General features: G+C 68.9%; 26 protein-coding genes and 1 riboswitch. Of the genes, 9 read left to right on the forward strand and 17 right to left on the reverse strand.

Annotated features, from left to right (window positions below; all coding sequences use genetic code 11):
• Nucleotides 1-153: riboswitch (cyclic di-AMP (ydaO/yuaA leader) on the reverse strand.
• Between the two features lie 119 nt (nucleotides 154-272).
• Nucleotides 273-542 (reverse strand): hypothetical protein, encoded by a 270-nt coding sequence (locus JOF40_RS17495; protein WP_245343156.1) that lies wholly within the window; start codon nucleotides 540-542, stop codon nucleotides 273-275.
• Nucleotides 543-684: 142 nt separating this feature from the next.
• Between JOF40_RS17495 and JOF40_RS17500 the strand changes: the two genes are divergently transcribed.
• Together JOF40_RS17500 and JOF40_RS17505 are read left to right on the forward strand one after the other, a co-directional pair.
• The gene (locus tag JOF40_RS17500) at nucleotides 685-2388 is read left to right on the forward strand and encodes a DEDD exonuclease domain-containing protein (protein ID WP_246152834.1); all 1704 of its coding nucleotides are present in this window, start codon (nucleotides 685-687) and stop codon (nucleotides 2386-2388) included.
• 39 nt (nucleotides 2389-2427) lie between these two features.
• Nucleotides 2428-2703 (forward strand): Lrp/AsnC family transcriptional regulator, encoded by a 276-nt coding sequence (locus JOF40_RS17505; protein WP_129182237.1) that lies wholly within the window; start codon nucleotides 2428-2430, stop codon nucleotides 2701-2703.
• Between the two features lie 122 nt (nucleotides 2704-2825).
• Here JOF40_RS17505 and trpD read toward each other — a convergent pair whose 3' ends face one another.
• Nucleotides 2826-3863 (reverse strand): anthranilate phosphoribosyltransferase, encoded by a 1038-nt coding sequence (gene trpD / locus JOF40_RS17510; protein ID WP_129182238.1) that lies wholly within the window; start codon nucleotides 3861-3863, stop codon nucleotides 2826-2828.
• A gap of 10 nt (nucleotides 3864-3873) precedes the next feature.
• Nucleotides 3874-4278 carry an Rv3143 family two-component system response regulator gene (locus tag JOF40_RS17515; RefSeq protein ID WP_129182240.1) on the reverse strand — a complete coding sequence of 135 codons (405 nt, stop codon included), beginning with the start codon at nucleotides 4276-4278 and terminating at the stop codon, nucleotides 3874-3876.
• Between the two features lie 39 nt (nucleotides 4279-4317).
• Between JOF40_RS17515 and ctaE the strand changes: the two genes are divergently transcribed.
• The 4 genes from ctaE to qcrB all read left to right on the forward strand — a co-directional run bounded on the left by ctaE (nucleotide 4318) and on the right by qcrB (nucleotide 8614).
• Complete coding sequence (ctaE, locus tag JOF40_RS17520; RefSeq protein WP_443597893.1) at nucleotides 4318-4941, forward strand: aa3-type cytochrome oxidase subunit III; 624 nt, start codon at nucleotides 4318-4320, stop codon at nucleotides 4939-4941.
• A 93-nt stretch (nucleotides 4942-5034) separates the two neighbouring features.
• A complete protein-coding gene (qcrC, locus tag JOF40_RS17525) occupies nucleotides 5035-5865 on the forward strand; it encodes a cytochrome bc1 complex diheme cytochrome c subunit (RefSeq protein WP_129182242.1) in 831 nt (276 codons plus the stop codon).
• Complete coding sequence (qcrA, locus tag JOF40_RS17530) at nucleotides 5862-6911, forward strand: cytochrome bc1 complex Rieske iron-sulfur subunit (protein WP_129182244.1); 1050 nt, start codon at nucleotides 5862-5864, stop codon at nucleotides 6909-6911. The genes qcrC and qcrA overlap by 4 nt, the downstream gene beginning before the upstream one ends.
• Entirely contained in the window at nucleotides 6908-8614 is a 1707-nt protein-coding gene (gene qcrB / locus JOF40_RS17535; protein ID WP_129182246.1) for a cytochrome bc1 complex cytochrome b subunit, read from the forward strand. Before qcrA ends, qcrB begins: the two co-directional genes overlap by 4 nt.
• Nucleotides 8615-8863: 249 nt before the next feature.
• Here qcrB and JOF40_RS17540 read toward each other — a convergent pair whose 3' ends face one another.
• The 11 genes from JOF40_RS17540 to JOF40_RS17590 all read right to left on the reverse strand — a co-directional run bounded on the left by JOF40_RS17540 (nucleotide 8864) and on the right by JOF40_RS17590 (nucleotide 19566).
• A complete protein-coding gene (locus JOF40_RS17540) occupies nucleotides 8864-10090 on the reverse strand; it encodes a L,D-transpeptidase (RefSeq protein WP_129182248.1) in 1227 nt (408 codons plus the stop codon).
• Between the two features lie 113 nt (nucleotides 10091-10203).
• On the reverse strand, nucleotides 10204-10599 hold the full coding sequence (locus JOF40_RS17545) for a cytochrome c oxidase subunit 4 (protein WP_129182250.1): 396 nt from the start codon (nucleotides 10597-10599) through the stop codon (nucleotides 10204-10206).
• Between the two features lie 3 nt (nucleotides 10600-10602).
• Complete coding sequence (gene ctaD / locus JOF40_RS17550) at nucleotides 10603-12357, reverse strand: aa3-type cytochrome oxidase subunit I (protein WP_129182252.1); 1755 nt, start codon at nucleotides 12355-12357, stop codon at nucleotides 10603-10605.
• Nucleotides 12357-13214 (reverse strand): aa3-type cytochrome oxidase subunit II, encoded by an 858-nt coding sequence (gene ctaC / locus JOF40_RS17555; protein ID WP_129182254.1) that lies wholly within the window; start codon nucleotides 13212-13214, stop codon nucleotides 12357-12359. The genes ctaD and ctaC overlap by 1 nt, the downstream gene beginning before the upstream one ends.
• A gap of 150 nt (nucleotides 13215-13364) precedes the next feature.
• Nucleotides 13365-14339, reverse strand: a complete 975-nt coding sequence (locus JOF40_RS17560) for a carbohydrate kinase family protein (protein WP_129182256.1) — start codon at nucleotides 14337-14339, stop codon at nucleotides 13365-13367.
• Nucleotides 14340-14494: 155 nt separating this feature from the next.
• Nucleotides 14495-14854 carry a HesB/IscA family protein gene (locus JOF40_RS17565; RefSeq protein ID WP_129182258.1) on the reverse strand — a complete coding sequence of 120 codons (360 nt, stop codon included), beginning with the start codon at nucleotides 14852-14854 and terminating at the stop codon, nucleotides 14495-14497.
• Between the two features lie 78 nt (nucleotides 14855-14932).
• The gene (locus JOF40_RS17570; RefSeq protein ID WP_129182260.1) at nucleotides 14933-16048 is read right to left on the reverse strand and encodes a glycerate kinase family protein; all 1116 of its coding nucleotides are present in this window, start codon (nucleotides 16046-16048) and stop codon (nucleotides 14933-14935) included.
• An 11-nt stretch (nucleotides 16049-16059) separates the two neighbouring features.
• The gene (locus tag JOF40_RS17575) at nucleotides 16060-17331 is read right to left on the reverse strand and encodes an aspartate aminotransferase type Ic (protein ID WP_129182262.1); all 1272 of its coding nucleotides are present in this window, start codon (nucleotides 17329-17331) and stop codon (nucleotides 16060-16062) included.
• Between the two features lie 37 nt (nucleotides 17332-17368).
• Nucleotides 17369-17938 carry a PspA-associated protein PspAB gene (gene pspAB, locus JOF40_RS17580; RefSeq protein WP_129182264.1) on the reverse strand — a complete coding sequence of 190 codons (570 nt, stop codon included), beginning with the start codon at nucleotides 17936-17938 and terminating at the stop codon, nucleotides 17369-17371.
• Between the two features lie 7 nt (nucleotides 17939-17945).
• Nucleotides 17946-18854, reverse strand: coding sequence for a zinc metalloprotease HtpX (gene htpX / locus JOF40_RS17585; protein WP_129182266.1), 909 nt, complete (start codon nucleotides 18852-18854; stop codon nucleotides 17946-17948).
• The gene (locus JOF40_RS17590; protein WP_129182269.1) at nucleotides 18835-19566 is read right to left on the reverse strand and encodes a PspA/IM30 family protein; all 732 of its coding nucleotides are present in this window, start codon (nucleotides 19564-19566) and stop codon (nucleotides 18835-18837) included. The genes htpX and JOF40_RS17590 overlap by 20 nt, the downstream gene beginning before the upstream one ends.
• Nucleotides 19567-19596: 30 nt before the next feature.
• Here JOF40_RS17590 and JOF40_RS17595 point away from each other — a divergent pair, with 30 nt between their 5' ends.
• Nucleotides 19597-20154 carry a DUF3043 domain-containing protein gene (locus JOF40_RS17595; protein WP_246152833.1) on the forward strand — a complete coding sequence of 186 codons (558 nt, stop codon included), beginning with the start codon at nucleotides 19597-19599 and terminating at the stop codon, nucleotides 20152-20154.
• Nucleotides 20155-20266: 112 nt separating this feature from the next.
• Here JOF40_RS17595 and JOF40_RS17600 read toward each other — a convergent pair whose 3' ends face one another.
• Both JOF40_RS17600 and gcvT read right to left on the reverse strand, forming a co-directional pair.
• The gene (locus JOF40_RS17600; protein ID WP_209674690.1) at nucleotides 20267-20464 is read right to left on the reverse strand and encodes a hypothetical protein; all 198 of its coding nucleotides are present in this window, start codon (nucleotides 20462-20464) and stop codon (nucleotides 20267-20269) included.
• Nucleotides 20465-20466: 2 nt separating this feature from the next.
• A complete protein-coding gene (gene gcvT, locus JOF40_RS17605; RefSeq protein ID WP_245343157.1) occupies nucleotides 20467-21567 on the reverse strand; it encodes a glycine cleavage system aminomethyltransferase GcvT in 1101 nt (366 codons plus the stop codon).
• A gap of 58 nt (nucleotides 21568-21625) precedes the next feature.
• Here gcvT and JOF40_RS17610 point away from each other — a divergent pair, with 58 nt between their 5' ends.
• The gene (locus JOF40_RS17610; protein ID WP_129182277.1) at nucleotides 21626-23089 is read left to right on the forward strand and encodes a leucyl aminopeptidase; all 1464 of its coding nucleotides are present in this window, start codon (nucleotides 21626-21628) and stop codon (nucleotides 23087-23089) included.
• Nucleotides 23086-24438 (forward strand): serine hydrolase domain-containing protein, encoded by a 1353-nt coding sequence (locus tag JOF40_RS17615; RefSeq protein ID WP_129182278.1) that lies wholly within the window; start codon nucleotides 23086-23088, stop codon nucleotides 24436-24438. The genes JOF40_RS17610 and JOF40_RS17615 overlap by 4 nt, the downstream gene beginning before the upstream one ends.
• A 61-nt stretch (nucleotides 24439-24499) precedes the next feature.
• On the opposite strand, the gene JOF40_RS17620 is transcribed toward JOF40_RS17615, so the two are convergent.
• Nucleotides 24500-25126, reverse strand: coding sequence for a hypothetical protein (locus JOF40_RS17620; RefSeq protein WP_188111781.1), 627 nt, complete (start codon nucleotides 25124-25126; stop codon nucleotides 24500-24502).
• Nucleotides 25127-25189 lie beyond the last annotated feature (63 nt).

The following is a 25189-nucleotide window of genomic DNA, read 5'->3' on the forward strand; positions in this document are numbered from 1 at the left end:
TCCTCGACGTCTACCGGGTGAGCTGACGGGTTCGGGCCTCGGATTGCCCTACGTGCTGAGCGCCCATGACGGCGTGCGCGACACGATTCACCCCACTTGCGTGGTTCCCCGGTTCGCCTCAGACATCTTCCCCATGGCTGCGACGACTCGACGGTGCGTCCGCCACCGTCCTGGGAGGACGGCGTTCACCGGACGCACAAGAACTCATTCTAGGCCTCGCCACGGGTCAGTTCAACCTCATCAACCCGATGTCAGGAGATGTTCAGCAACCGTCACACGGCCTGGGTCTCGGGGCCTGCGACCGGTGTGACCAGCCGTAGCGGCGGCGTGAGGCCCGCCTCGGACAGGACGCCCAGCGCAGCCATCTCGTCGGCGTCGATCTCGATGCCGGCCGGCGGCGCTCCGAGCAGGAAGGTGACGACGCAGTCGCCGCAGGCGCTCGGACCACGGACCAGGCAGCGGTCGCAGTCGACCACCACCGAGTCGGCGGGATGTGAGTCGTGCTCTCCGTGAGCCGTGCTGTTCATGCCTGTGTTGTTCATGCATGTGCTCCTGGTGCGGGGGAAGACCCCGTCGTTCGGGGACATCCATGACGCTAGGAGCCGCCCCCGACAGAAACGCCGCGAACGCCGGGAGCACCCGCGACGTCCCGCTCTGTCGGTGGCGGTGCCTACCGTGTGGGACGTGGAAGCCGTGCAGGGAACGTTCGACGAGCTGGGCCGTCATCTGGCCGATGTCACGTTCTGCGTCGTCGACCTCGAGACGACCGGCGGATCAGCGACCAAGGGGTCCAAGATCACCGAGTTCGGCGCGGTCAAGGTGCACGGCGGCGAGGTGCTCGGCGAGTTCCAGAGCCTCGTCAACCCTGACGAGGCGATCCCGGCCTACATCACGGTGCTGACGGGCATCACGAACCAGATGGTCGTCCACGCCCCCCGCATCGCCGAGGTGCTGCCGAGCTTCCTGGAGTTCGCGCGCGGCAGCGTGCTCGTGGCCCACAACGCCCCGTTCGACATCGGCTTCCTCAAGCACTTCGCCCGTGAGCTCGACATCCCCTGGCCCGGGTTCGAGACCCTCGACACGGCGGTGCTGGCGCGTCGCGTCCTGAGCCGCGAGGAGGTGCCCAACTGCAAGCTCTCGACGCTGGCCGCAGCGTTCTCGGCCACCACGACGCCCAACCACCGGGCCCTGTCCGACGCGCGGGCCACGGTCGACGTCCTGCACGCGCTGTTCGAGCGGCTGGGGCCCCTGGGGGTCACGACGCTCGAGGAAGTGTCGACGTACACGGCCAAGGTCAAGCCCGAGCAGCGCAAGAAGCGGCACCTCGCCGAGCACCTGCCCGAGTCCCCCGGGGTCTACCTGTTCCGCGACGCCAACGACGCGATCCTCTACGTCGGCACGTCCCGCAACCTGCGCAGCCGCACCCGGTCCTACTTCACCAAGGCCGAGACGCGCACGCGCATGGGCGAGATGGTCATGCTGACCCAGCGCATCGAGGGCATCGTGTGCGCCACGTCGCTCGAGGCCCACGTGCGCGAGCTCCGTCTGATCGGCCACCACCGCCCGCCGTACAACCGCCGGTCGAAATTTCCCGACCGGCTCACGTGGCTCAAGCTCACGCGGGAGCCCTGGCCACGGCTGTCGATCGTCCGCGCGATCCTCGACGACGACGCCGACTACATCGGCCCCTTCCGCGGACGTGCTGCCGCCGATGCCGCCCTCACCGCGCTGCACGACTCGTTCCGCATCCGCCAGTGCACTCCGCGGCTGGCCAAGAAGTCGCGGTCGTCCCCCTGCGCCCTGGCCGAGATGGGTCACTGCCTGTCCCCGTGCGACGGCTCGGCCGATGCCGACGAGTACGCCGCCGAGGTGCAGCGCGTCCGACAAGCCATGACCGGCGACCCCGAGCCGCTCGTGACGTCCGTGCGTCAGCACATGCTCGACCTCGCCCGGTCCGAGCGCTTCGAGGACGCCGCGGTGTGGCGCGACCGGCTCACCTCGTTCCTGCGTGCCGCCGTGCGCACGCAGCGGCTGCGCGAGCTCACGAGCGTCGACGAGCTCGTCGCGGCAGCTCCCCACCCCGGCGGCTACGAGATCCACGTCATCCGCTTCGGCCGGCTCGCAGCGTCCGGGGTGCTCCCGCGAGGCGTGCACCCCACCGGCTGGGTCGACGCCCTACTGGCCACGGCCGAGACCGTCGAGGGAGGATTCGGCCCCATCCCGTCCGCGACGGCCGAGGAGACCGAGACGCTGCTGCGCTGGCTCGACACCCCGGGCCTGCGCATGGTGCGCGGCTCCTGGCACGTGCCGCTCGAGAGCGCCGCGCGGCACCTCACCCCGTTCGAGCAGGCCACCGCCACGTGGAACGACCTCCAGCGACCAGGCTGAGCCCCGCCCCGGCGCCGCCGGCATCGGTACGCTCGAGACATGATCACCGCCATCGTCTTCATCCAGGCCGAGGTCGCACGGCTGTCCGACATCGCCGAGCAGATCGCCGACATCGACGGCGTCAGCGAGGTCTACTCCGTCACGGGCGAGCTCGACCTGGTCGCGATGGTGCGCGTCCGCGAGATCGACGACGTCGCCGCGGTCGTCGCCGACCGGCTCAACAAGGTCGACGGCGTCGTGTCGACGCAGACCCAGATCGCCTACCGGGCCTACAGCCAGCACGACCTCGAGGACGCCTTCAGCATCGGCCTCTGACCCACCTCGCGAGTCGCTGCCGCACCGCCCGCGAGCCACTGACGCACGCGTCGCGAGTCATCCCGCGGTTCGCGAGCCGTGACCCGGCGACTCGTCGCACGTACGCGAGCGACTCGCGAGGATCAGCCCGCGAGCTCCTGGGTGGCAGCAGCCCACCGCTCGAGCGACGTCGCCGCCGCGCCTGAATCGATCGAGGTGCGGGCGCGCTCGACCCCCGCGGCGAGACGCTCCACGAGCGTGCCATCGCCACCGGCATGGGCGGCGATCGCGGCTCCCGCATTGAGCAGCACCGCGTCGCGCACCGGCGAGACCTCTCCCCCGACGACGCGGCGGAACACGTCGGCGTTGAACGCCGGATCGGCACCCACGAGGCTCTCGGGCGGGGCCAGCTCGAAGCCGAGCTCGGTGGGGTCGAGGACGCTCGCGACGACGGTGCCGTCCGACACCTCCCACACCTGGGTCGTGGTCGTGATCGTGATCTCGTCGAGGCCGTCGTCGCCGCGGAAGACGAAGGCGTCACGTCCGCGCGACGCCAGCACCTCGGCCATCAACGGTGCCATCCGCACGTCGGCGCAGCCGATCGCCGACGCCGCCGGCTGGGCGGGGTTGGTCAGCGGGCCGAGGAAGTTGAACGGCGTCGCGATGCCGAGCTCGCGCCGTGGCACCGCGGTGTGCCGGAACGAGGGATGGAACACGGGGGCGAAGCAGAACGTGATGCCGCTGCGCGCGAAGACGTCGGGGATGCGCGCCGCCGGCACGTCGAGGCGGATGCCCAGCACCTCGAACACGTCGGCCGTGCCGCTCGAGCTGGACGCCGCACGGTTGCCGTGCTTGACGACGCCCACGCCGGCACCCGCGGCGACCACGGCCGACATCGACGAGATGTTGACCGTCATCGACCGGTCTCCGCCCGTGCCGACGATGTCGACGAACCGGCCGGGGATGTCGAGGCGCGTCGCGCGGGCCAGCATCGCATCGGCCAGACCACCCAGCTCGGCGGCCGTCGGTCCCTTGGCATGCAGCGCGACGGCGAACCCGGCGATCTGCGAATCGGTCGCCGAGCCGGCCAGGATCTGGTCCATGGCCCACACGGTCGTGGACGCGTCGAGGTCGTGACCGGCCACGAGTGCGGTCAGCACATCGGGCCACGTCTGTGGCATGACCCCCGCCTCAGCCGGGCTGCAGCACGCCGCGCGCGAGCGCGATGACGGCCTCGGCGAGCCGGATCGGCTCGATGGGGTGCGAGACCGCGGCCTCGGCGCGCGACCACGTGGCCAGCCAGGCGTCCTGAGGACGTCCGGTGATGACGAGCACGGGAGGAGCTTGGAAGATCTCGTCCTTGACCTGGCGGGCGATGCCCATGCCGCCGACCGGCACGGCCTCGCCGTCGAGGATCACGAGGTCGATGCCGCCGGCGTCGAGGTGCTGGAAGACCACCGGCTCAGTCGCGACCTCGACGTACTCGAAGGGCGGAAGATCGGGGTGGGGACGGGCCCCGAGAGCCGAAAGCACCGCGGAACGGACGTCTCGATCATCGCTGTAGACCAGGACACGTAGGGGCTTGTCTGCGCTCACGAGTTGATCGTACATAATGAACTCGTGACGACTACCTCGGTGATTCCCGCTTCCCGCCTCCACGGCCAGGAAGGCCGTCCCTCGATGGTCACGGTGGGAACCATCGTCTGGCTGTCCAGCGAGCTCATGTTCTTCGCCGGACTGTTCGCGGCGTACTTCACGATCCGCAACATCTCCCCCGAGCTGTGGGCCCAGGAGACGGAGGTGCTCAACGTCCCCTTCGCGACGGCGAACACCACGATCCTCGTGCTCTCGTCGGTGACCTGCCAGTTCGGCGTGTTCGCCGCCGAGCGCGGCAAGGCCGGGCGCTCCGGCAAGCTGTTCCAGATCAGCCTGTGGGGCATGCGTGAGTGGTTCGTCCTCACATACCTGATGGGCGCGATCTTCATCGGCGGCCAGGCCACCGAGTACGCCGAGCTCGTCCGCGAGGGCATCACGATCCCCAGCTCGCCCTACGGCAGCCTCTTCTACCTCGCCACCGGGTTCCACGGCATCCACGTGATCGGCGGCCTGCTCGCCTTCCTGCTCGTGATCGGCCGCACCTTCGCGGCCCGCAAGTTCACGCACGAGCAGGCGATCTCGGCGATCGTCGTGTCGTACTACTGGCACTTCGTCGACATCGTGTGGGTCGGGCTCTTCGCCACGATCTACCTCATCAAGTAGCCACCCCCGGGCGGGCCCCTAAGGCTTGCCTGACTCCAGAACTTCGGCGTGCCGAAAGGTACGCTGGCTCCACTTCCAGGAATGAGGTCCGCGGTGCGGAAACTGTCCACCAGACGCCGGCATCCACTCGCCGGATTCGTCGCGCTCTTGCTCGGGCTCGTGATCGCCGGCGGCGCTTACTACGCGTTCGCCCCCAAGCCCGCGGAGGCGCAGGAGGTCACGGCCAACGACGTCGAGGCCGGGCAGAAGCTGTTCCAGATCGGATGCGCGAGCTGCCACGGCAAGAACGCCACCGGCATCGAGACGCAGCGCGGCAAGAACTACGGCCCGTCCCTGATCGGCGTGGGCGCTGCCTCCGTCGACTTCCAGGTCGGCACCGGCCGCATGCCGATGGCGCAGACCGCGCCTCAGGCCCCGGCCAAGACGCCTGAGTACTCCGCCGAGGAGACCCGCCAGCTGGCGGCCTACATCGCGTCGCTGGCCCCCGGACCGGCCATCCCCGACGGTGAGTACACCGACATCGACAAGGCCAACGTCGACGACGTCCGCGAGGGCGGCGAGCTGTTCCGTGCCAACTGCACGGCGTGCCACAACTCGGTGGGTGCCGGCGGCGCCATGCCGGGCGGCAAGTACGCCCCGTCCCTCAAGGGCGTCAGCGAGAAGCACATCGCCGAGGCCATGATCACCGGCCCGCAGCAGATGCCCGTGTTCTCCGACGACGTCATCACGCCTGAGGACAAGCGCAACATCATCGCGTACGTCAAGCAGGTCCAGGGCCAGCCCAACTACGGCGGTCTCGGCGGCGGTGGCCTCGGCCCCGTGGTCGACGGCATGTTCACCTGGATCATCGGCATCGGCGGCCTGGTCATCGCATCCATCTGGATCGGTGCGCACGGGGCGAGAGTGAAGAAGAGGAAGTCATGAGCGACGAGCTGCAGCCGATCCCCGACACCGAGCCCATCAAGGACCCGGGTCTGGCCGAGCACCAGTTCCGCCCGCAGGACGTCGACGAGTCGCAGGCCAAGCGCACCGAGCGTCAGATCGCCTGGATGTTCCGCGTCGCCGGTCTGCTCTTCCTGGGATTCTGCTTCGCCTACTTCCTGATCGACATCGACGACACCTTCCTCGGCTGGTCCGCGCAGAACTTCGCGTTCGGCATGACCCTGGGCGGCGGACTGCTGCTCGTCGGCGTCGGCATCATCCAGTGGGCCAAGAAGCTCATGGGCGATCACGAGATGGTCGAGATGCGGCACCCCTCGGCCTCGTCCGAGGAGGACCGCGTCGCGGTCATGAAGGACATCAACGCAGGCATCGAGGAGTCGGGCTTCGGACGGCGTCCCATGATCCGCAACAGCCTGCTGGGCTCGATGGCCCTGCTGGGCCTGCCGGCCGTCGTGCTGCTGCGCGACCTCGGACCGCTCCCCCACTCCCAGCGCGAGACGGTCTGGAAGAAGGGCATGCGCTTGGTCAACGACGTCACCGGCACCCCGATCAAGCCCTCCGACATGCAGGTCGGCCAGCTGGTCAACGGCCAGCCCGCGATCGTCTACGAGACCGACGCCGACGGCGAGGCCGTCCTGCACGGCACCGAGCTGCTGCAGGTCAAGTCGAAGGCGTCGATCATCGTCGTCCGCATGCGCCCCGAGGACGTCACACCGTCCAAGGGCCGCGAGAACTGGGGCGTCGACGGCATCCTGTGCTTCTCCAAGATCTGCACGCACGTCGGCTGCCCGATCAGCCTGTGGGAGCAGCAGACGCACCACCTGCTGTGCCCCTGCCACCAGTCGACCTTCGACCTCGGCGACAACGGCAAGGTCATCTTCGGGCCTGCCCACCGTCCGCTCCCGCAGCTGCCGCTGGGCGTCGACGACGAGGGCTACCTCATCGCCATGAGCGACTTCCCCGAGATCGTCGCGCCGAGCTATCCAGAACTCGCGCGTGACCAGAAGAAGTTGGACAATAAGTCATGAGCACCACTGAGCAGTACACACCGATCGAGCAGACAGGTGTTGGCAAGAAGGCAGCCGGTCCGGTGGGCTGGCTCGATGACCGCCTCGGCCTCGCCGGAGTGGCCAAGAAGAACCTCCGCAAGGTGTTCCCCGAGCACTGGTCGTTCATGCTCGGTGAGATCGCGCTGTGGAGCTTCGTCGTCCTGCTGCTGACGGGCGTCTTCCTGACGTTCTGGTTCCAGCCCAGCATGACCGAGGTCGAGTACCACGGCTCCTACCTGCCGTTCAACGGCCTCGAGATGTCCCAGGCGTACAAGTCGACGCTCGACATCTCGTTCGACATCCGCGGCGGCCTGCTGATCCGGCAGATCCACCACTGGGCGGCAGCCCTGTTCATCGCCGCGATGATCGCCCACATGCTCCGCGTGTTCTTCACGGGCGCCTACCGCAAGCCGCGCGAGATCAACTGGCTGATCGGTGTCGGGCTCTTCTCGCTGGGTCTGGTCGAAGGCTTCGCCGGGTACTCCCTTCCCGACGACCTCCTGTCCGGAACGGGCCTGCGGTTCGTCGACGGCCTGATCCGTTCGATCCCGCTGGTCGGCTCGTACCTCGAGTTCTTCATCTTCGGCGGCGAGTTCCCCGGCGACGAGATCATTCCCCGCCTCTACATGGCGCACATCCTGCTCATCCCGGCGATTCTCCTGGGACTGATCGGCGCCCACATGCTGCTGCTCGTCTACCACAAGCACACGCAGTGGCCTGGGCCCGGACGCACCGAGCAGAACGTGGTCGGCTACCCCATGCTCCCCGTCTATGCGGCCAAGGCCGGCGGCTTCTTCTTCGTCGTCTTCGGCTTCACGGCGCTCATGGGTGCCCTGCTGCAGATCAACCCGGTGTGGGTCTACGGGCCGTACAACCCGTCCGAGGTCACCGCCGGTTCGCAGCCCGACTGGTACATGGGCTTCTCCGAGGGCCTGGTCCGCCTGATGCCGGGCTGGGAGAGCACGTTCTTCAACTACACCTGGAGCTGGAACGTCTTCATCCCCGCCGTGGGTGGCCTGACTGGGCTGTTCGTGGTGCTGGGTGCCTGGCCGTTCATCGAGCAGTGGATCACCGGCGACAAGCGTGACCACCACCTGCTGCAGCGTCCGCGCAACGCCCCGTTCCGCACTGCCATCGGCGTCGCCGGAATGACGGCGTACGGCGTGGCCTGGGCCGCGGGCGGCAACGACATCATCGCCACCAAGTTCCACATGGACATCTACACGCTGACGAACATCTTCCGGGTCGGCTTCTTCGTCTTCCCGGTCATCGCGTTCATGATCACCAAGCGGATCTGCATCGGACTGCAGCGTGCGGACGCCAACCGCATCCTGCACGGCTACGAGACCGGCGTCATCGAGCGGTCGCCCGACGGTGGCTTCTCGGAGCGCCACGCTCCCCTGCCGGCTGGTCAGCAGTACACCCTGACTGCCCATGATCGCGTGCCCGTTCTCGAGGCTCCGGCCGAGACGGACGAGAACGGCGTCGCTGCCCCTCACTCCCGCAAGGAGAAGGTGCGGTCCTGGTTGCAGACGAAGTACTACCGCGACACGCTCGACAAGCCGACGGTCGAGGACGTCCACCACGCCGAGGAGCACCTCGGTGAGATCGACGGTCACCCCGTCGAGCTGGGTGACGAGTTCCAGGGCGTCTCGGAGACGGGTGTCCCCCGGGTCCACTGATCGACCTGCACCGCCTCAGCGCCCCCGTCAGCCTCGGCTGACGGGGGCGCTGTCATGTGTGTGGCGCAGTCTCGATCGACGGGGATCCCGCAGGCGACACCGTCGGAGGGGACGTCATCACATCAGTACCTACGTCAGCACCACTGTGATGACGTCCCAAGTAGCGACCGGGGACGTCATCACATCGGTACCTAGGACAGCACCACCGTGATGACGTCCCCGGTGGGACCTCGGACGAGACCAGGAGCGTCAGTCGACGACGCCGGCGTCGGTAGCGGGCTGCTCGGCGGCGGAGGCCGCTGCGGCCTGGAGGGCGGAACCGGCCGTCCACGTCGACCACGGGACGTTCCAGTCGGTCCAGCCGTTGCGGTCCTCGAGCGGACGCGGGCTGTCGACGTACTCGACGACGTCACCCCGGCGAGAGCGGTCGTACAGCCACTTGGCGTCGGCCGTGCTCATGCCGGTGCAGCCGTGGCTGACGTTGTCGCGGCCTTGCGAGCCGACTGACCACGGAGCGGCGTGGATGAACTCCCCCGAGTTGGTCAGGCGCATCGCCCACCGCACGTCGGAGATGTTGTAGTAGCCGGGGTCCTCGGAGTCGACGCCGGTCGTCGCGGCGTCCATGTCGACCGAGGAGAACTTCTCCATGATGACCTTGACGCCTTCGCGCGTGCGGTGCTGGTCGTCGCCGGTGGTCACCGGCATCGTCCGCTCAGGCTTGTCGTTGACCGTGTAGGTCAACTCGTGCTTGCCGACGTCGACCTTGGTGACGACCTTCTGGCCGACCTGGAAGCTGATGTCCTGGTCCTGCTGTCCGTACACGCCGTTGCCGGCGGGCAGGCTGTTGAGGTTGAGGCGCACGTTGACCTTGGTGTTGGCAGGCCAGTACTGCTCAGGCCTGAAGTGCGCCTCGTTGTCGCTGAACCACGTCCAGGATCCCGTGACGCCGTTGTCGGTCGTGACCTTCATGTACTTCTCGTACAGGGCACGGTTCTTGACCGGCAGATCGAACGTCACGATGACAGGCATGCCGACGCCGACGGTCTCGCCCTGCAGCGGAGCCACGGCCGGGTAGGTCTGCTGGTCGAGAGTCAGCGCCTGGGTCGTGAACGCGCGGGTCACGGTGGCCGCCTTGCCGTCCTCGCCCGTGCCGGTCACCGAGAGCTGGTACGCGGTGCCGGGCTCGAGCCGGCTGTTGGCACGCCAGCCGTTGTCGGTGACCTTGCCCTCGATCGCGCCGCTGCCATCGGCCGTGGTGAGCATCGCCGACGACACCGTGCCGTCCTCGGCCAGCACCTTGACGAAGGTGCTGACCTTCACGTCGGATGCTCCGTCGGCGACGTTGGGCGTCAGGCTGATGCTGTCGAGACCGCCGTCATCGGGCGTCACGGCGTCCTTGGCGTCCTTGATCGAGCAGGACGACAGGGCGATCATCGTGGCGCAGATCAGCGCGACGGGGAGACGAAGGTGCTTCACTCCGACAGTTTACGTGGCGGGTCCATCTGCATCGCGCACGTTAGCGACACGACGAAGCGGGCGGCACGATCCCGGAGGATGCGTGCCGCCCGCTGGCGTGTGTCAGGTGCAGCTCAGTGCGCGTGGATGCCGCGGTAGTACTCGAAGATCCAGCCGCACACCATCACGGCACCTATGCCGCAGCCGATGATGAACAGCCACCAGCCGATGACGACACCGAGAACGCAGACCGCGAGGGCCGCGGCGCAGAACAGCGGCCACCAGCTGTAGGGCGGGAAGAAGCCCTGCTCACCGGCACCGTCGGCGATCTCGCCGTCGCTGCGATCCTCGGGACGATCGGGAATCTGCTTGGCGACGACGCCGAGGTAGAACCCCAGCAGCACGCACAGCAGGGTCGTCATGACCAGTGCGGTGGTGCCGGTCGGGTCCTTGGTCAGCACCCAGTAGACGGGCGCGATCAGTGCGAAGAAGATTCCGCACGACAAGATGGTCCAGGTCTCGGCCTTCATGGATCAGTGGTCACCCTTCGCATCTTTGATGGCTTCGCCCTTGCCGCTCACATCGGGAGCATCGGCGAAGATCGAGTCCTCACCGGGGTTGTGCGCCAGCTCGAGCGCCGCGATCTCGGGGTGGTGCAGGTCGAAAGCTGGGCTCTCGGACCGGATGCGCGGCAGCGAGGTGAAGTTGTGGCGCGGCGGAGGCGAGGAGGTCGCCCACTCCAGCGAGCGTCCCCAGCCCCACGGGTCGTCGAGTCCGACCAGCGGAGCCTTGCGGGACTTCCAGACGTTGAAGAAGAACGGCAGGGTCGACGCGCCCAGCAGGAACGCACCGATCGACGAGATCTCGTTGAGCGTCGTGAAGCCGTCACCCGGGCCGTAGTCGGCGTAGCGACGCGGGAAGCCCTCGACGCCGAGCCAGTGCTGCACGAGGAACGTCAGGTGGAAGCCGATGAACAGCAGCCAGAAGTGGATCTTGCCGAGCTTCTCGTCGAGCATGCGACCCGTGAGCTTGGGCCACCAGAAATAGAAGCCCGCGAACATCGCGAACACGACGGTGCCGAACACGACGTAGTGGAAGTGCGCGACCACGAAGTAGCTGTCGGACAGCTGGAAGTCGAGCGTCGGCGAGGCCAGGATGACGCCCGTCAGACCACCGAAGAGGAAGGTCGTCAAGAAGCCCAGCGAGAAGATCAGCGGGGTGTCGAAGGACAGGGATCCGCCCCACAACGTGCCGATCCAGTTGAAGAACTTGACTCCTGTCGGCACCGCGATCAGGAACGTCATGAACGAGAAGAACGCGAGGTCGACCGAACCCGTCACGAACATGTGGTGGGCCCACACCGCGACCGACAGCGCCGCGATCATCAGGGTCGCGCCGACCAGGCCGACGTAGCCGAAGATCGGCTTGCGGCTGAAGACGGGCAGGATCTCGGTGATGATGCCGAAGAACGGCAGCGCGATGATGTAGACCTCGGGGTGCCCGAAGAACCAGAACAGGTGCTGCCACAGGATCGGTCCGCCGTTGGCGGCGTCGAACACGTGGGCACCCAGTCGGCGATCGGCCTCGAGCGACAGCAGCGCCGCGGCGAAGATCGGGAACGCGATCAGCACGAGCATGCTCGTGACCAGCGTGTTCCAGACGAAGATCGGCATGCGGAACATCGTCATGCCGGGGGCGCGCATCGTGAAGATCGTGGTGATGAAGTTGACGCCACCGAGGATCGTGCCGAGGCCCGACATCCACAGGCCCATGACCCACAGGTCACCGCCGATGCCCGGTGAGTTGACCGCATCGCTGAGCGGCGCGTAGGCGAACCAGCCGAAGCTCGCGGCACCACCGGGCACGAAGAAGCCGGAGACGACGATCGTGCTGCCGAACAGGTACAGCCAGTAGCTGAACATGTTGAGGCGCGGGAACGCGACGTCGGGCGCACCGATCTGCAGAGGCATGATCGCGTTGCCGAAGCCGAAGAACAGCGGAGTCGCGAACATCAGCAGCATGATCGTGCCGTGCATCGTGAACAGCTGGTTGTAGGTCTCGTCGTCGACGAACTGCGTGCCCGGCTGAGCCAGCTCGGCACGGATCATCAGGGCGAGGATGCCGCCGATGATGAAGAAGGCGAACGACGTGACCAGGTACATGTTGCCGATGACCTTGTGGTCGGTCGTCGTGAGGACCGTGACGACCTTCTGTCCCAGGGTCCGCTCGCGGACTCCTGCACGGACATTGGTCGACCCGTCGTCGAATGCTGCTGTTGCGTCAACCATCAGCTCTTGCCTGACCCGTCTCCCTGGACACCGGCGACGTCGCCGCTCTTGTCTTCACCGCGGAGACCTGCGATCTCGTTGGCTTCCTTGGCACCCTGGGGTGCTCCGATCTGCCCGGCCTTCTCGAGATCGTCGAGGTGCGCGGCGTACTTCTCCGGCGACACGACGTTGACCTTGAAGATCATGCGGGAGTGATAGAGACCGCACAGCTCTGCGCAGCGGCCCGTGAAGGTGCCCTCACGCGTCGGCGACAGGTCGAACGTGTTGACCTTGCCGGGCACGACGTCCATCTTGAAGTAGAACTCGGGGATCCAGAACGAGTGGATGACGTCGGGCGACTTCAGCTTGAACCGGACCGACTCGCCCACCGGGAGCCACAGCTCGGCCGGCTCCTGGGGCGTGCCGTAGTCGTAGACGTCCTGACCCTGGGTCGCGTCCTCGTCCATGTAGTTGAAGGCCCACTGCCACTTGCTGCCGACGACCTCGATCGTGTGATCGGGGTTGTCGACGCGCTCGAGCACGTTGTTCTGCGACGTGACGGTGTGGAAGAAGAACACCGCGACGATGATGACGGGCGCGAAGGTGTACAGCGCCTCGATCGGCAGGTTGTAGCGGACCTGCGCCGGGATCTCGTCGTCGCTGCGGCGGCGGTAGCGGATCATCGCGTACACGATGAGGCCGAAGACGAGCAGGAAGATCACGAGGACCGCGATCCATGCGCCGAGCCACAGCTCCCAGATGTCCTGGGTGCGGTCGGTGCTGCCGACCGGCAGCGCGAGACGCGCCAGATCCGAGTCAGCATCCGGTGCGCACCCACTCAAAGCGAGGGCGGCAACGAACAGAACCGCCAATTTCATCCGACCCACGGGGCGCCTTTCTGAACCATGACTGTCACGAGATGACACGTCCACACCTTACTTCAGGCGCGCGTGCGTGGAGCGGTGAGGGCTGCCTGACCGGGGGGCGAGTCGTCGACCGGCCCGCCACCCCGACGGTCAACCCAGGGATCAGCCCAGCGAGAGCGCTGCGTCGACCTCGGCACGGGCCTCGTCGCCGTAGGCAGCGCCCAGCCGCGCGAGGAAGGCCTTGCGCTCCAGGACGTACTCCTGCGTGCCCGTCGTCTCGACGACGCTGGCCGCGATCGTGCAGCCGATCTGCGCGGAGCGCTCGAAGCCGAGGTCGGCTGCGATGCCGGCCAGGAAGCCCGCCCGGAAGCTGTCGCCGACGCCGGTGGGGTCGACCGCGACGACGCCCTGGATCGCCTTGACCTCGACCGGGGCACCGTCGGCCGGCAGCACCGTGACGCCGTCCTTGCCGCGCGTGATGACCTGGGTGCCGACGTGCGAGCGGACGTCGTCGGCGCTCCAGCCGGTCTTCTGCTGGATCAGCGACGCCTCGTAGTCGTTGCTGAACAGGTAGGTGGCGCCGTCGATGAGCTCGCGGATGACATCGCCCTCGGCCCACGCGAGCTGCTGCGAGGGATCGGCCGCGAACGGAATGCCCTGGTCGCGGCAGGTGCTGGTGTGACGGAGCATGCCCTCGGGGTCGTCGGGGCCGATCAGCACGAGGTCGTAGTCGGAGCCGACTGCGAGCAGGTCGATGTCGCGGGACTCGGCCATGGCACCGGCGTAGAACGTCGCGAACTGGGCGAGCTCGGTGTCGGTCGTGCACACGAAGCGCGCCGTGTGGCGGGTCTCGGAGACCAGCACGCCGCTGGTGTCGACACCGGCGGCGTCGAGCCAGCCGCGGTACTCGGTCTCGAAGTCGCGGCCGACGGCACCGACCAGCAGGGCGCGGTGGCCGAGCTTGGCGAGGGCGAAGGCGATGTTGGCACCGCACCCGCCGCGCCGGACGTCGAGATCATCGACGAGGAATGACAGCGAGATCTTGTCGAGCTGGTCGGGGACCAACGAGTCGACGAACTTGCCCGGGAAGGTCATGAGGTGATCGGTGGCGATCGAACCGGTGATGGCGAGGTGCACCCACACACCATAGACAACGCCCTCCTGCTGTGCAGGAGGGCGTCGTGTGAGGAATCTCTGGGCGTCAGGCCGTAACCCGACCGGCGGCCTTCACTATCCCGCCGGTCTTCGACCGACGCAGGACAGGAGCCGGCGGAGCCGGCAGCCGTGAAGGTCTAGTGGAACGAGTCGCCGCAGGCGCAGGAGCCGGTGGCCGCCGGGTTGTCGATCGTGAAGCCCTGCTTCTCGATCGTGTCGACGAAGTCGATCGTCGCGCCGCCGAGGTACGGCAGGCTCATGCGGTCGACGACGACGTTGACGCCGCCGAAGCCGAACGTCTGGTCGCCGTCGAGCGAGCGCTCGTCGAAGAACAGCTGGTAGCGGAGGCCGGAGCAGCCGCCGGGCTGGACGGCGATGCGCAGCGCGAGATCGTCGCGTCCCTCCTGGGCCAGCAGGCTCGCGACCTTCTCGGCAGCTCCGTCGCTGAGGCTGACACCGGTGGGTGCCTCGGTGGTGGTCTCGGTCTCGACTGTCATGTGAACTCCCGAAGGTCTGGTCTGGACTCGTCGCTCAGGTCAACGTGCGCCGCGACGATTCCATTCCATCGTACGCCGTCAGCCCAGTCGTCGCGGCGACCACGTGCGGGCGACGCGCTCGGCCAGGTCGGCGAGGTGCCGAGCCGGCTCGGCCATGGACGCGTCGACGTCGACCCGCTCGGTGACGCCGTAGGCCGACTCGACCCCCATGGCGCGCATCTCCCGCGAGCCGACGAGCACCTGCCCGGCCAGGACGATGCACGGCCGCGCGGCCGCAGCAGCCACCGCCGCCACCCCGTGGACGACCTTGCCGGCCCGTGACGAGAAGTCGTAGGTGCCCTCGCCGGTCACGACGAGGTCGTGGTCGCCGGCGCGAGCCGTGAGGCCGACGGTCTCGGCGACCAGCTCGATGCCGGATACGACGGTGCCGCCGAGCAGCATCAGCGCGAAGCCCAGCCCTCCGGCGGCTCCGGCCCCCGGAGCGTCGGCCGGTCGGCGGTCGGCAGGCGTGGACCCGCACACGGCGACGACGAAGCGGTCGAGCCAGCCGTCGACCTGGATGATCTGGTCGTCGGTGAGGCCCTTCTGCGGGCCGAACGTCTTGGTGGCCCCGAACATGCCGAGCAGGGTCACGTCGACGTCTGCGGCGATCACGAGCTCGACGCCGTCGAGGCGTGCCAAGGCTCCGGACAGGTCGACGCGCGTGACGTCCGCGAGGGCCGCGGGCCCGGCGTCGAGGGCGACGTCGGCGGTCGCTCCGAGCGCTGCGAGCAGCCCCGCTCCCCCGTCGTTGGTCGCGCTGCCGCCGAGCCCCACGACCACGCGGCGAGCTCCCGCGTCGATGGCGGCGGCGACGGCCTGCCCCACCCCGAACGTCGAGGCGTTGAGCGGGTCGCGTGGATCGGCCAGGTGGAGACCGCACGCCTGGGCGCTCTCGACGTAGGCCGTGCCGTCGAGGTGCAGCACCGTGACCGGCACGGCGTCGCCCAGCGGCCCGCGCACCGTGACGACCGCGAGCTCACCGCCGGTCGCGGCGTGCAGGACGTCGACGAAGCCCGGACCGCCGTCGGCCATCGCCGCGGCGGTCAGCACGTCGTCGGGGGCGTGCCTGCCCCAGCCCTCGATGATCGCGGCAGCCGCTGCCGGCGCCGTCAACGTCCCCCCGAACGAGTCGGGGGCGACGAGGATCTTCACGCCGGGCCGACCTAGCCCGCCAGGACCTGCTCGGCCGCGGCGATCAGGACGCTCGTGGCGAGCACGTCGATCGCGACCGCGAGCTCGTCGGGCGAGGGGTACGACGGGGCGATGCGGATGTTGCGGTCGCGCGGGTCGTCGCCGTACGGGAACGCCGCCCCTGCCGGGGTCATGGCGACGCCGGCCTCGCGGGTCAGCTCGATGACGCGCGACGCCGTGCCGTCGACGACGTCGAGACTGACGAAGTAGCCGCCCTTCGGCTCGGTCCAGCTCGCGACGCCGTAGGGCGCGAGCCGGTCGTGCAGGATCGAGACGACGGCCTCGAACTTGGGGGCCAGGATGTCGCGGTGGCCAGCCATGAGGGCGTGGACGCCGTCGACGTCCTTGAGGTAGCGGGCGTGCCGCAGCTGGTTGACCTTGTCGGGTCCGATCGTCCGCTTGCCCAGGTGCGAGAGGTACCAGGCGATGTTGTCGGCCGAGCTGCCGAGGAAGCAGACGCCCGAGCCGGCGAACGTGATCTTCGACGTCGAGGCGAAGATCACGGGACGGTCGGGGTGGCCCGAGGCAGAGCACAGGCCGAGAATGTCGGCGGTCTTGGTCTGCTGCTCGGTGAGGTGGTGCACCGCGTATGCGTTGTCCCAGAAGATCCGGAAGTCGGGTGCCGCGGTCTCGAGGGCGGCGAGCTCGGCGGCGACCGCCTCGCTGACGACGGAGCCGGTGGGGTTGCTGTACGTCGGGACGAGCCACATGCCCTTGACCGACGGGTCCTTGACGGCCTCGCGGACGGCGTCGACGTCGGGGCCGTCGTCATTGAGCGGCACCGTCACCATCTCGATGCCGTACTCCTCGAGCAGCGCGAAGTGGCGGTCGTACCCCGGTGCCGGGCAGATGAACTTGACCGACTCCTCGACGCCCCACGGCTGCTCGGAGCCCGGGACGCCGTGGAACAGGGCGAACACGAGGTTGTCGTGCATCATGGCCAGGCTCGCGTTGTCGCCGGCGACGACCTGCTCGACCGGCACCTGCATGATCGGCGCGAAGATCTCGCGGATCTCCGTCAGACCGGTCAGCCCGCCGTAGTTGCGCGTGTCGACGCCACCTGCGTCGCGGAAGTCGTCGCCGGGCAGCGTCAGGAGCTCGTTGGAGAGATCCAGCTGCTCGGGCGATGGCTTGCCGCGGGTGAGATCGAGCTTGAGGCCCCGCTGCTTCAGGGCGCTGTGCGCGGCCGTCTGCTCGTCGAGGAGGGACTGCACCTGGTCACGGGAGAGATCGTCGAGGCTCACGTCACCAACCTATCCCCCGACCGGCGACGACAGCGGCTCAGGCCAGGCCGGGCGCGCCCCAGATCGCGAGCCACTTGGTGAGGTCGGGCTCGACCGGCACGTCGCCCGCGATGACCCCGCGCAGCTGCAGCTCGAGGGCGTTGTCGCGGCGCTCGTCAGTCTCGGGTGCGAACGGGTAGAACGTGCCCCGCTTGTAGAGGTAGACCAGCCCCACGGGCCGACCGGCGGGGCTCGTGAATCCGAACGTCGAGCACAACAGCGCGGTGCCGAAGCCGGCATCGGCGAGCGAGCTGTTGACCGCGTGGAGATCGGTCACGAGCCCCGACACGTCGGCGTCGGTGCGGGTCACGGTGAGCCAGTGGAAGCCGAACCGGTCGTCGCTGCGGGCGACGGTCGAGCCCGGGGAGGACGTGATGATCTGCTCGGCGTCGGCCATCACGGCGTCGTCGGCCTGGCCCTCCATGTCGCGGAAGCACACCGATCCCGACCCGGTCGGGACGAATCCCTCGAGCTGCATCGAGATGACCGCTTGCGGCACCGAGAACAGCACGTCGAGATCGGCCTGCGGCGGCTTGGAGCGCCCGAGGATGCCGTCGAAGAAGCCCATCTCGGCCTCAGCCCTGCTCGGACAGCTCGGCGCTGACCTTGGCCAGCTGGTCGAGGCGCTGCTGCAGCGGCGGGTGCGTCGAGAACAGAGCGCCGATCGACTCGCGGCTGATCGCGGGCGCGAAGAAGAACGCGCTCATGGCCTGGCTCTCGCGCAGGTCGCTGTTGGGGATGCGCGACATGTCGCCGGAGATCTTGACGAGCGCCGACGACAGCTTGGACGGACGGCCGGTCATGTAGGCACCGCTGCGATCAGCGCTGAGCTCGCGGTAGCGCGAGAGGCCCCTGATGAGCACGAAGCTGATGGCGTAGACCACGAGGCTGACGAGGAACACCACGATGAACGCCGGCCCACCGTTGTTGTTGTTGCGGTCGCGTCCTCCGCTGAACATCCCGCCGAAGTACATGCCGTAGCGCGTGATGAAGCCCGCGAGCAGGCCGATCGACGAGGCGACCGTCATGACCGTGACGTCGCGGTTGGCGACGTGCGAGAGCTCGTGGGCCAGGACGCCCTCCAGCTCGTCGGCGTCGAGGCGCTGCATGATGCCGGTCGTGACGCAGACGGCCGAGTGGCTGGGAGTGCGTCCAGTCGCGAATGCGTTGGGCATGTCGGTGACGGCGATCGCCACCCGGGGCTTGGGCATGTCGGCCAGGACGCAGAGACGGTCGATCATGGCGTGCAGCTCTGGGGCCTGGTGCGGCTCGACCACCTGGGCCCGCATCGACTTCAAGGCCAACGAGTCGGAGAAGTACCACTGTCCCCACGCCATGGCGAGGACCACGATGAAGCCGATGGCTCCCAGAGGTGTCTGGTAAAGAACCGCCGCGAACAGGAGGTAGAGCGCGCCGAGTCCGAGGCTCACGCCACCCATGCGCAGCGACAGGCCGCGGTCGGTCTTAAACCTGCTTCGGGCCATCGGGGTCCTCCTGGGTGGTCTGCTGGTCGTGCGTGATCTGCTCGAGCTGGCGGTCGACCTCGGTGCCGTCGAGCGCCGCGTCGAACTGTCGGGCCAGCGCGGCGTCGGCCGACTCCCCCGCCGTGCCGACGACGCCCTCGGCCACGAGCTCGTCGACGGCGTCTGCCTTGGCCTCCATCTCGCGGGTGCGACGGTCGGCGGCCTCCATGGCCTGCCCGACCTCGCTGACAGTGGAGTTGATGCCGTTCGTCGCGCTGCTGATCTCGGCACGCGCCGATGCCGCGGTGTGACGGGCCGACAGGGTGTCCTTGCGGACGCGGAAGCTCTCGACGTCCTGGCGAATGCGGTCGGCCGACAGCTCAAGCTTGCGCTCCTCGGCCAGCAGGTCGTCGCGCTGCGCCTGCAGGTCGGACGCCGTCGCCTCGAGCGTCACCTTGCGGGTCAGCACGGCCCGCGCGTCGTCGTCACGACCCGCCGCGACGGCGTCCTTGGCCTGCTGGTCGAGCTGGGCCGTCTGCTGGGCCAGCTGGGCGAGCTGCAGGTCGACGCGCTTGCGACTCGTGGAGACGTCGGCTACCCCGCGCAGGACCTGCTGCAGGAGCCCGGTCTGGGTGCGATACGTCTGGTCGAGACGATCCTTGAGCGCACCTGCGTCGTCGCCCCCGGACCGCCGCGATCCCCACCACTTCGAGACGCGATCACCGATGCTCATGGTCTCAAGCCTACGGGTAGGGTGTCGCGGGTGGCTGATGAGACAGAAGCAGGCAAGGGTCGTCCGACACCCAGTCGCAAGGAGGCCGAAGCTGCACGCAAGAAGCAGATGAAGACCCCCATGACCCGCAAGGAGCAGGCCAAGCGCGACCGGGCCGTCCGCGAGGAGATCCGGGTCAAGCAGCGCGACGCCCTCAAGACCGGAGACGAGCGCTACCTGCCGGCCCGCGAGCAGGGCCCCGTGCGCCGTTTCGTGCGCGACTACGTCGACCGGCGCCGCAACTTCGCCGAGTACCTGCTGCCGTTCCTCGTCATCCTGCTCGTGCTGTTCGCCGTCGCCGGCAACATCAGCGACCAGGCGACCACGGTGCTCACGGCCTTCGTCTACCCGTTCCTGATCGTCGGCACGATCCTCGACGAGGTCATCCTGGTGCGCGGCCTCAAGCGCGAGCTCAGGGAGCGCTTCGGCCCCGACAACGTCAAGGGCTCGACCTCGTACGCCGTGCTGCGCAGCACGCAGCTGCGCCGCTTCCGGCTGCCGAAGCCGCAGGTCAAGCGCGGCGAGACGCTCGGCACGCACTACCGCTGACGCGCTAACGCCCTTTGACGCCCACAGCCCCTTGAGGTCTACAGCCCCTTGAGCTGTCGAAAGGGCCTTTCGACGAGCTCAAAGGGCGTTGCTGGCTGAAGGGGTGGTGCCCCTACGAGTCGGGATGCAGCGACATCGGGCCGTAGATCTCGGACTCGCCGTCGAACAGGCGCACCTGGTCGATGCCCTGCTCGAGCAGGTCGCCGAAGGCCTCGCCGACCCACGACTCCGCGTCGCCGCGGCTCTCGAAGGTCTCCGAGCGGCCGGTCACGTCGCCAGAGGATGTCTCGAAGGTCCAGGTCCAGGTCACGGTCATGACTCCTTGGTCGACGGTTGCACGAACGGCGGCTTGGTCACCGTGAACGACTCGGAACGGCCGCGCACGTCCACGACGACGGTGGCGCCATCCTCGACGCCCTGGTCGAGCAGCGCAAGCGCAATGCCCTGGCGCAGGGTCGGCGAGAACGTGCCCGAGGTGATCTCGCCCAGGACGTCGCCGTCGGCGTCCGCGACCGTCATGCCGGGCCGCGGGATGCCGCGTCCCTGCGCCAGCAGACCGCGCAGCGTGCGCACCGTCTTCTCGGCGCGCTGCGTCTCGAGCGCCTCCTTGCCCCAGAACGCCGGCTTCTTCCAGCCGACGGCCCATCCCGCGCGGGCCATGACCGGGCTGATCTCGGCCGAGAGCTCGTGCCCGTGCAGCGGGTAGCCCATCTCGGTGCGCAGGGTGTCGCGGGCACCGAGGCCACAGGCACGGATGCCGAACGGCTCGCCCGCGGCCAGCACCGCGTCCCACACCTCGCCCGCGGACGCGGCCGGCACGACGAGCTCGTAGCCCCGCTCACCGGTGTAGCCGGTGCGGCACACCGTGATGGACGCTCCGGCGATCGTCGCGTCGGCGAACGACATGTACTCGTGGTCGACCGGCAGGTCGAGCGCCTGCAGCACCTCGTCGCTCGACGGACCCTGGATCGCCAGCACGGCGAAGTCGCGGTGCTGGTCGACGACCTCGACACCCTCGGGCGCGGCGGCCTGGAGCCGTTCCACGACCGCGGCGGTGTTGGCGGCGTTGGGGATCAGGAAGACCTCGAAGTCGCTGCGCAGGTAGGCGATGAGGTCGTCGACCGTGCCACCGTCCTCGTCGCAGCACAGCGTGTACTGGGCCTTGCCCGGCTCGATGCGAGCGAGGTCGTTGGTGAACGAGGCGTTGACGAGCGCGGCCGCGCCGGTGCCACGAACCAGTGCCTTGCCGAGGTGGCTGACGTCGAACAGGCCCACGCCGTCGCGGACGGCCTTGTGCTCGGCCAGCACTCCCCCGCCGGCATACTCCAGCGGCATCTCCCAGCCCCCGAACTCGGCGAGCTTGGCCCCGAGGGCCACGTGACGGTCGTGCAGCGGGGAATGAAGCAGATCCATGACGCCCAACCTAGGGGACGCTGGCCGGGCGCGGCCGGGCAACCTTAGAGTGGCAGACATGCCGTCCGTCACCTTGAGCACGTCCAAGCCGACCACCGCCAGCGCCGACGTCCTGATCCTCGGGATCCGGGGCGATGACGACAAGGGAGAGCTCGCCGCCACCCTCGACCTGCTCGGCTTCACGGGCGAGAAGGGACAGAGCGTCCGATTCCCGTCCGCGGGACTCACCAAGGCCCCCGTCGTGATCGCGATCGCCCTGCCCGCCGAGCCCACGGCCGAGGACCTCCGTCGTGCCGCCGCCAACGGCGTCCGCGCGGCCAAGAACGCGACGAGCGTCGCGATCGCGCTGCATCCCGCGGGCGTCGACGAGGTCGAGGCCATCGCCGAGGGCGTCGGCCTCGGCACGTATCGCTACGACGTCTACAAGACCAGCAAGAAGGACGCCAAGGACACCAAGCCCGAGCTGACGAGTGCCGTCATTCTGACGCCGTTCGCCCGCCAGGGCACCGCCACCAAGGCCGTCGAGCGCGCCGCCACCGTCGCGACCGCCGTCAACACCGCGCGTGACTGGGTCAACACACCTCCCGGCGACAAGCGCCCCGCCGAGCTCGCGGACGCCATCGCGGCGCACGTGGCCGAGGCTGCGGGCCAGTCGGTCAAGGTCTCGGTGTGGGACGAGAAGCGCCTCGCGAAGGAGAGCTGCGGCGGCATCCTCGGCGTGGGCCAGGGATCGGACAGCCCCCCGCGACTCGTGACGCTGTCGTACGAACCGGCAGGTGCCGTCACGCATCTCGCCCTCGTCGGCAAGGGCATCACCTTCGACTCGGGTGGCCTGTCAATCAAGCCGGGTGCGTCGATGCAGACCATGAAGCTCGACATGGCCGGTGCCGCGGCGGTCGTCGCCGCGACGGTCGCCATCGCGCGTCTCGGGCTCCCCATCCGGGTGACGGCCTACGCGTGCCTCGCCGAGAACATGCCCAGCGGACGGGCCACTCGTCCCGGCGACGTCCTGCGCATGCGCAGCGGCGCGACGGTCGAGGTGCACAACACCGACGCCGAGGGACGGCTCGTGCTCGCCGACGGACTGGCGCTGGCGGCCGAGGCCGGTCCCGATCACATCGTCGACGTCGCGACCCTCACGGGCGCGTGCGTCGTCGCCCTCGGCTCGCACACCAGCGGCATCCTCGGCAACGACGACACGTTCGGCGACACCGTGCACGCCGCCTCGCGCGCTGCCGGCGAGTCGATGTGGAAGTTGCCGATCACCGAGGAGATGAAGGGCATCGTCACCTCGTCGAGCATCGCCGACCTGCGCCAGCACAACCCCAAGCCCTACGGCGGCGCGCTGTTCGCCGCGGCGTTCCTGCGCGAGTTCGTGGGCGAGGTGCCGTGGGCGCACCTCGACATCGCCGGCCCGTCGTTCAACGAGGGATCGGCGTTCGACTACACCCCGGTCGGCGGCACGGGTGCCGGCGTCCGCACCCTGGTGCGGCTCGCGACGGAGCTGGCCGAGGGACGATGACGCTCGACACCGGCACAGCCCTGGCCCTCGACCGGCGGCTCGCGACCGAGCAGTCCAAGCAGCGGCTGCCGTCGGTCGTGGCCGGGGTCGTGCGCGGCGGTGAGCTCGTCTGGTCAGGCGTCGCCGGGACGCTCGACGGACGCCGCGAAGGTGCCGCGCCCACCGCGGACACGCAGTACCGCATCGGCTCGATCTCCAAGACGTTCGTGGCCGTCGAGGTCATGCGGATGCGCGACGACGGCCTGCTCGACCTCGCCGACACGATCGGCACGCACCTGCCGGAGGTGGCGTTCGGCCACGTCACGATCGCCCAGCTGCTGACCCACACGTCCGGGCTGCAGGCCGAGACCGACGGCGACTGGTGGGAGCGCACCCCGGGCGACGACTTCGCGGGGCTGCTCGCCTCGGGCGTCGCGCTGCGGTCGACCCCCGGGACGTCGTTCCACTACTCCAACGTCGGCTACGGGGTGCTCGGCGAGCTCATCGCCCGGCTGCGCGGCATGCCGTGGCACGAGGCGGTGCAGACGGGCATCCTCGACCCGCTCGGCATGACCCGCACCACGCGACGTCCGATGGACCCCGCCGCCCCGGGTCTGGCCGTCCATCCGCTGGCCGACCTCGTGCACGTCGAGCCGGAGCACGACCACGTCTCGATGGCACCGGCCGGACAGCTCTGGTCGACGACGAACGACCTCGCACGCTGGGCCGCGTTCCTCGCGGGACGGTGCGACGGCGTGCTCGCGGCCGACACGCTCACCGAGATGCTGCGTCCTGTCGCGGTCAACGACGTGCCGGGCATCCCCTGGGCCGGTGCGCACGCGCTGGGCTGGCAGATGTGGAACGTCGCCGGACGCCGGTTCGCGGGCCACGGCGGGTCGATGCCGGGCTTCCTCGCGGGACTGCGCGTCGACGTGGCATCCGGCGACGGTGTCGTCGTGATGGCCAACGCCACCAGCGGGATGGGTGCGGTCGCGACCGAGCTGCTCGACCTCGTGCGTCAGCACGACCCCGTCGTGCCGACCCCGTGGAGCGTCGACGCCGGCCAGGCCGACCGGCTCGACCTCGTCGGTCCGTGGTTCTGGGGCACGTACTCGTTCACCGTCGCGCTCGACTCCACCGGCGGGTTTCGGCTCGGCGAGCCGGGCCAGGGCCGCGGCGCACGGTTCGTGCCCGACGGCGACGGCTGGATGGGGCTGGACGGCTACTACCGCGGCGAGCCCCTGCGGGTCGAGCGCGACGCGTCAGGACGTCCGGTGCGGCTCGTGCTGGCGAGCTTCGTCTTCACCCGCACGCCGTACGACCCGGGGGCCGAGGTGCCCGGCGGCATCGACGACCGCGGCTGGCACTGACGTTCGTGCAGACACGCCGGCGGCGTGTCTGCACAAACGTCAGGCTCAGCGGGGCTGGGCGTCAGTCGGGGAGGCCGAGGGCGCGGGCCGCGTCCTCGACGGTGTCCCACTTCTCGCGAGCGCCGCCGAGCCGATCGGGATGGGCCTGCTTGCGCGCCTTGCGGTACACCTTCATCAGCTCGTCGAACGACGGGGAGTCGGGCAGCGGGTCGGTGCCGGCGATCGTCTCGAGGGTCATGATGGCCCTCAGCTCGCGGGGCGACCGGTAGGCCGGTGTCGGTGCGGCAGGCGTCGTCGACGACGGCTGCGAGGCGGACGGCCTGGACGCGGACGGGCCGGACGTCGTGCGTCCGTTCGGGATCGCCCCCGCGCGACGCAGGTCGTAGTCGCGCTTGCGCGAGGCGATGGGCACGAGGTTGGAGTCGTAGACCGGGACCTTGAGCTTCTTGCGGGCGAAGTCGTGGCCTGCCTGCGCCGACGAGACGCGACGCCGCAGCGACTCCCCGTCATACGCGACGAGCAGGAGCGTCGTGTGGGTCACGGAGGTCTGCGGCTCGATCCAGGCCTCGACGCCCTGTCGGGTCTCGGCGAACTGCCTCAGCGCTTCTAGGTCGGCACGGCTCGAGTTACGGTCCGAGACGACGGCACCACCGTCTGTCCTGGCCTTGCGGCCTCCGAAGATTCCCATGACACCAGTGTGCCCGATCGGGGGTCGGCACCGGCTCACCCCGGTGGCAGGCCGATTGGGCTG

The sequence above is a fragment of the Aeromicrobium fastidiosum genome (assembly GCF_017876595.1).
Taxonomy (GTDB): domain Bacteria; phylum Actinomycetota; class Actinomycetes; order Propionibacteriales; family Nocardioidaceae; genus Aeromicrobium; species Aeromicrobium fastidiosum.

Coding starts and splice junctions, on each gene's coding strand:
- JOF40_RS17495 (WP_245343156.1), bottom strand. CDS start 542: ATGAACAACACAGGCATGAACAGCACGGCTCACGGAGAGCACGACTCA.
- JOF40_RS17505 (WP_129182237.1), top strand. CDS start 2,428: ATGATCACCGCCATCGTCTTCATCCAGGCCGAGGTCGCACGGCTGTCC.
- trpD (WP_129182238.1), bottom strand. CDS start 3,863: ATGCCACAGACGTGGCCCGATGTGCTGACCGCACTCGTGGCCGGTCAC.
- qcrA (WP_129182244.1), top strand. CDS start 5,862: ATGAGCGACGAGCTGCAGCCGATCCCCGACACCGAGCCCATCAAGGAC.
- qcrB (WP_129182246.1), top strand. CDS start 6,908: ATGAGCACCACTGAGCAGTACACACCGATCGAGCAGACAGGTGTTGGC.
- JOF40_RS17545 (WP_129182250.1), bottom strand. CDS start 10,599: ATGAAGGCCGAGACCTGGACCATCTTGTCGTGCGGAATCTTCTTCGCA.
- ctaD (WP_129182252.1), bottom strand. CDS start 12,357: ATGGTTGACGCAACAGCAGCATTCGACGACGGGTCGACCAATGTCCGT.
- ctaC (WP_129182254.1), bottom strand. CDS start 13,214: ATGAAATTGGCGGTTCTGTTCGTTGCCGCCCTCGCTTTGAGTGGGTGC.
- JOF40_RS17565 (WP_129182258.1), bottom strand. CDS start 14,854: ATGACAGTCGAGACCGAGACCACCACCGAGGCACCCACCGGTGTCAGC.
- pspAB (WP_129182264.1), bottom strand. CDS start 17,938: ATGGGCTTCTTCGACGGCATCCTCGGGCGCTCCAAGCCGCCGCAGGCC.
- htpX (WP_129182266.1), bottom strand. CDS start 18,854: ATGGCCCGAAGCAGGTTTAAGACCGACCGCGGCCTGTCGCTGCGCATG.
- JOF40_RS17590 (WP_129182269.1), bottom strand. CDS start 19,566: ATGAGCATCGGTGATCGCGTCTCGAAGTGGTGGGGATCGCGGCGGTCC.
- gcvT (WP_245343157.1), bottom strand. CDS start 21,567: ATGGATCTGCTTCATTCCCCGCTGCACGACCGTCACGTGGCCCTCGGG.
- JOF40_RS17610 (WP_129182277.1), top strand. CDS start 21,626: ATGCCGTCCGTCACCTTGAGCACGTCCAAGCCGACCACCGCCAGCGCC.
- JOF40_RS17615 (WP_129182278.1), top strand. CDS start 23,086: ATGACGCTCGACACCGGCACAGCCCTGGCCCTCGACCGGCGGCTCGCG.
- JOF40_RS17620 (WP_188111781.1), bottom strand. CDS start 25,126: ATGGGAATCTTCGGAGGCCGCAAGGCCAGGACAGACGGTGGTGCCGTC.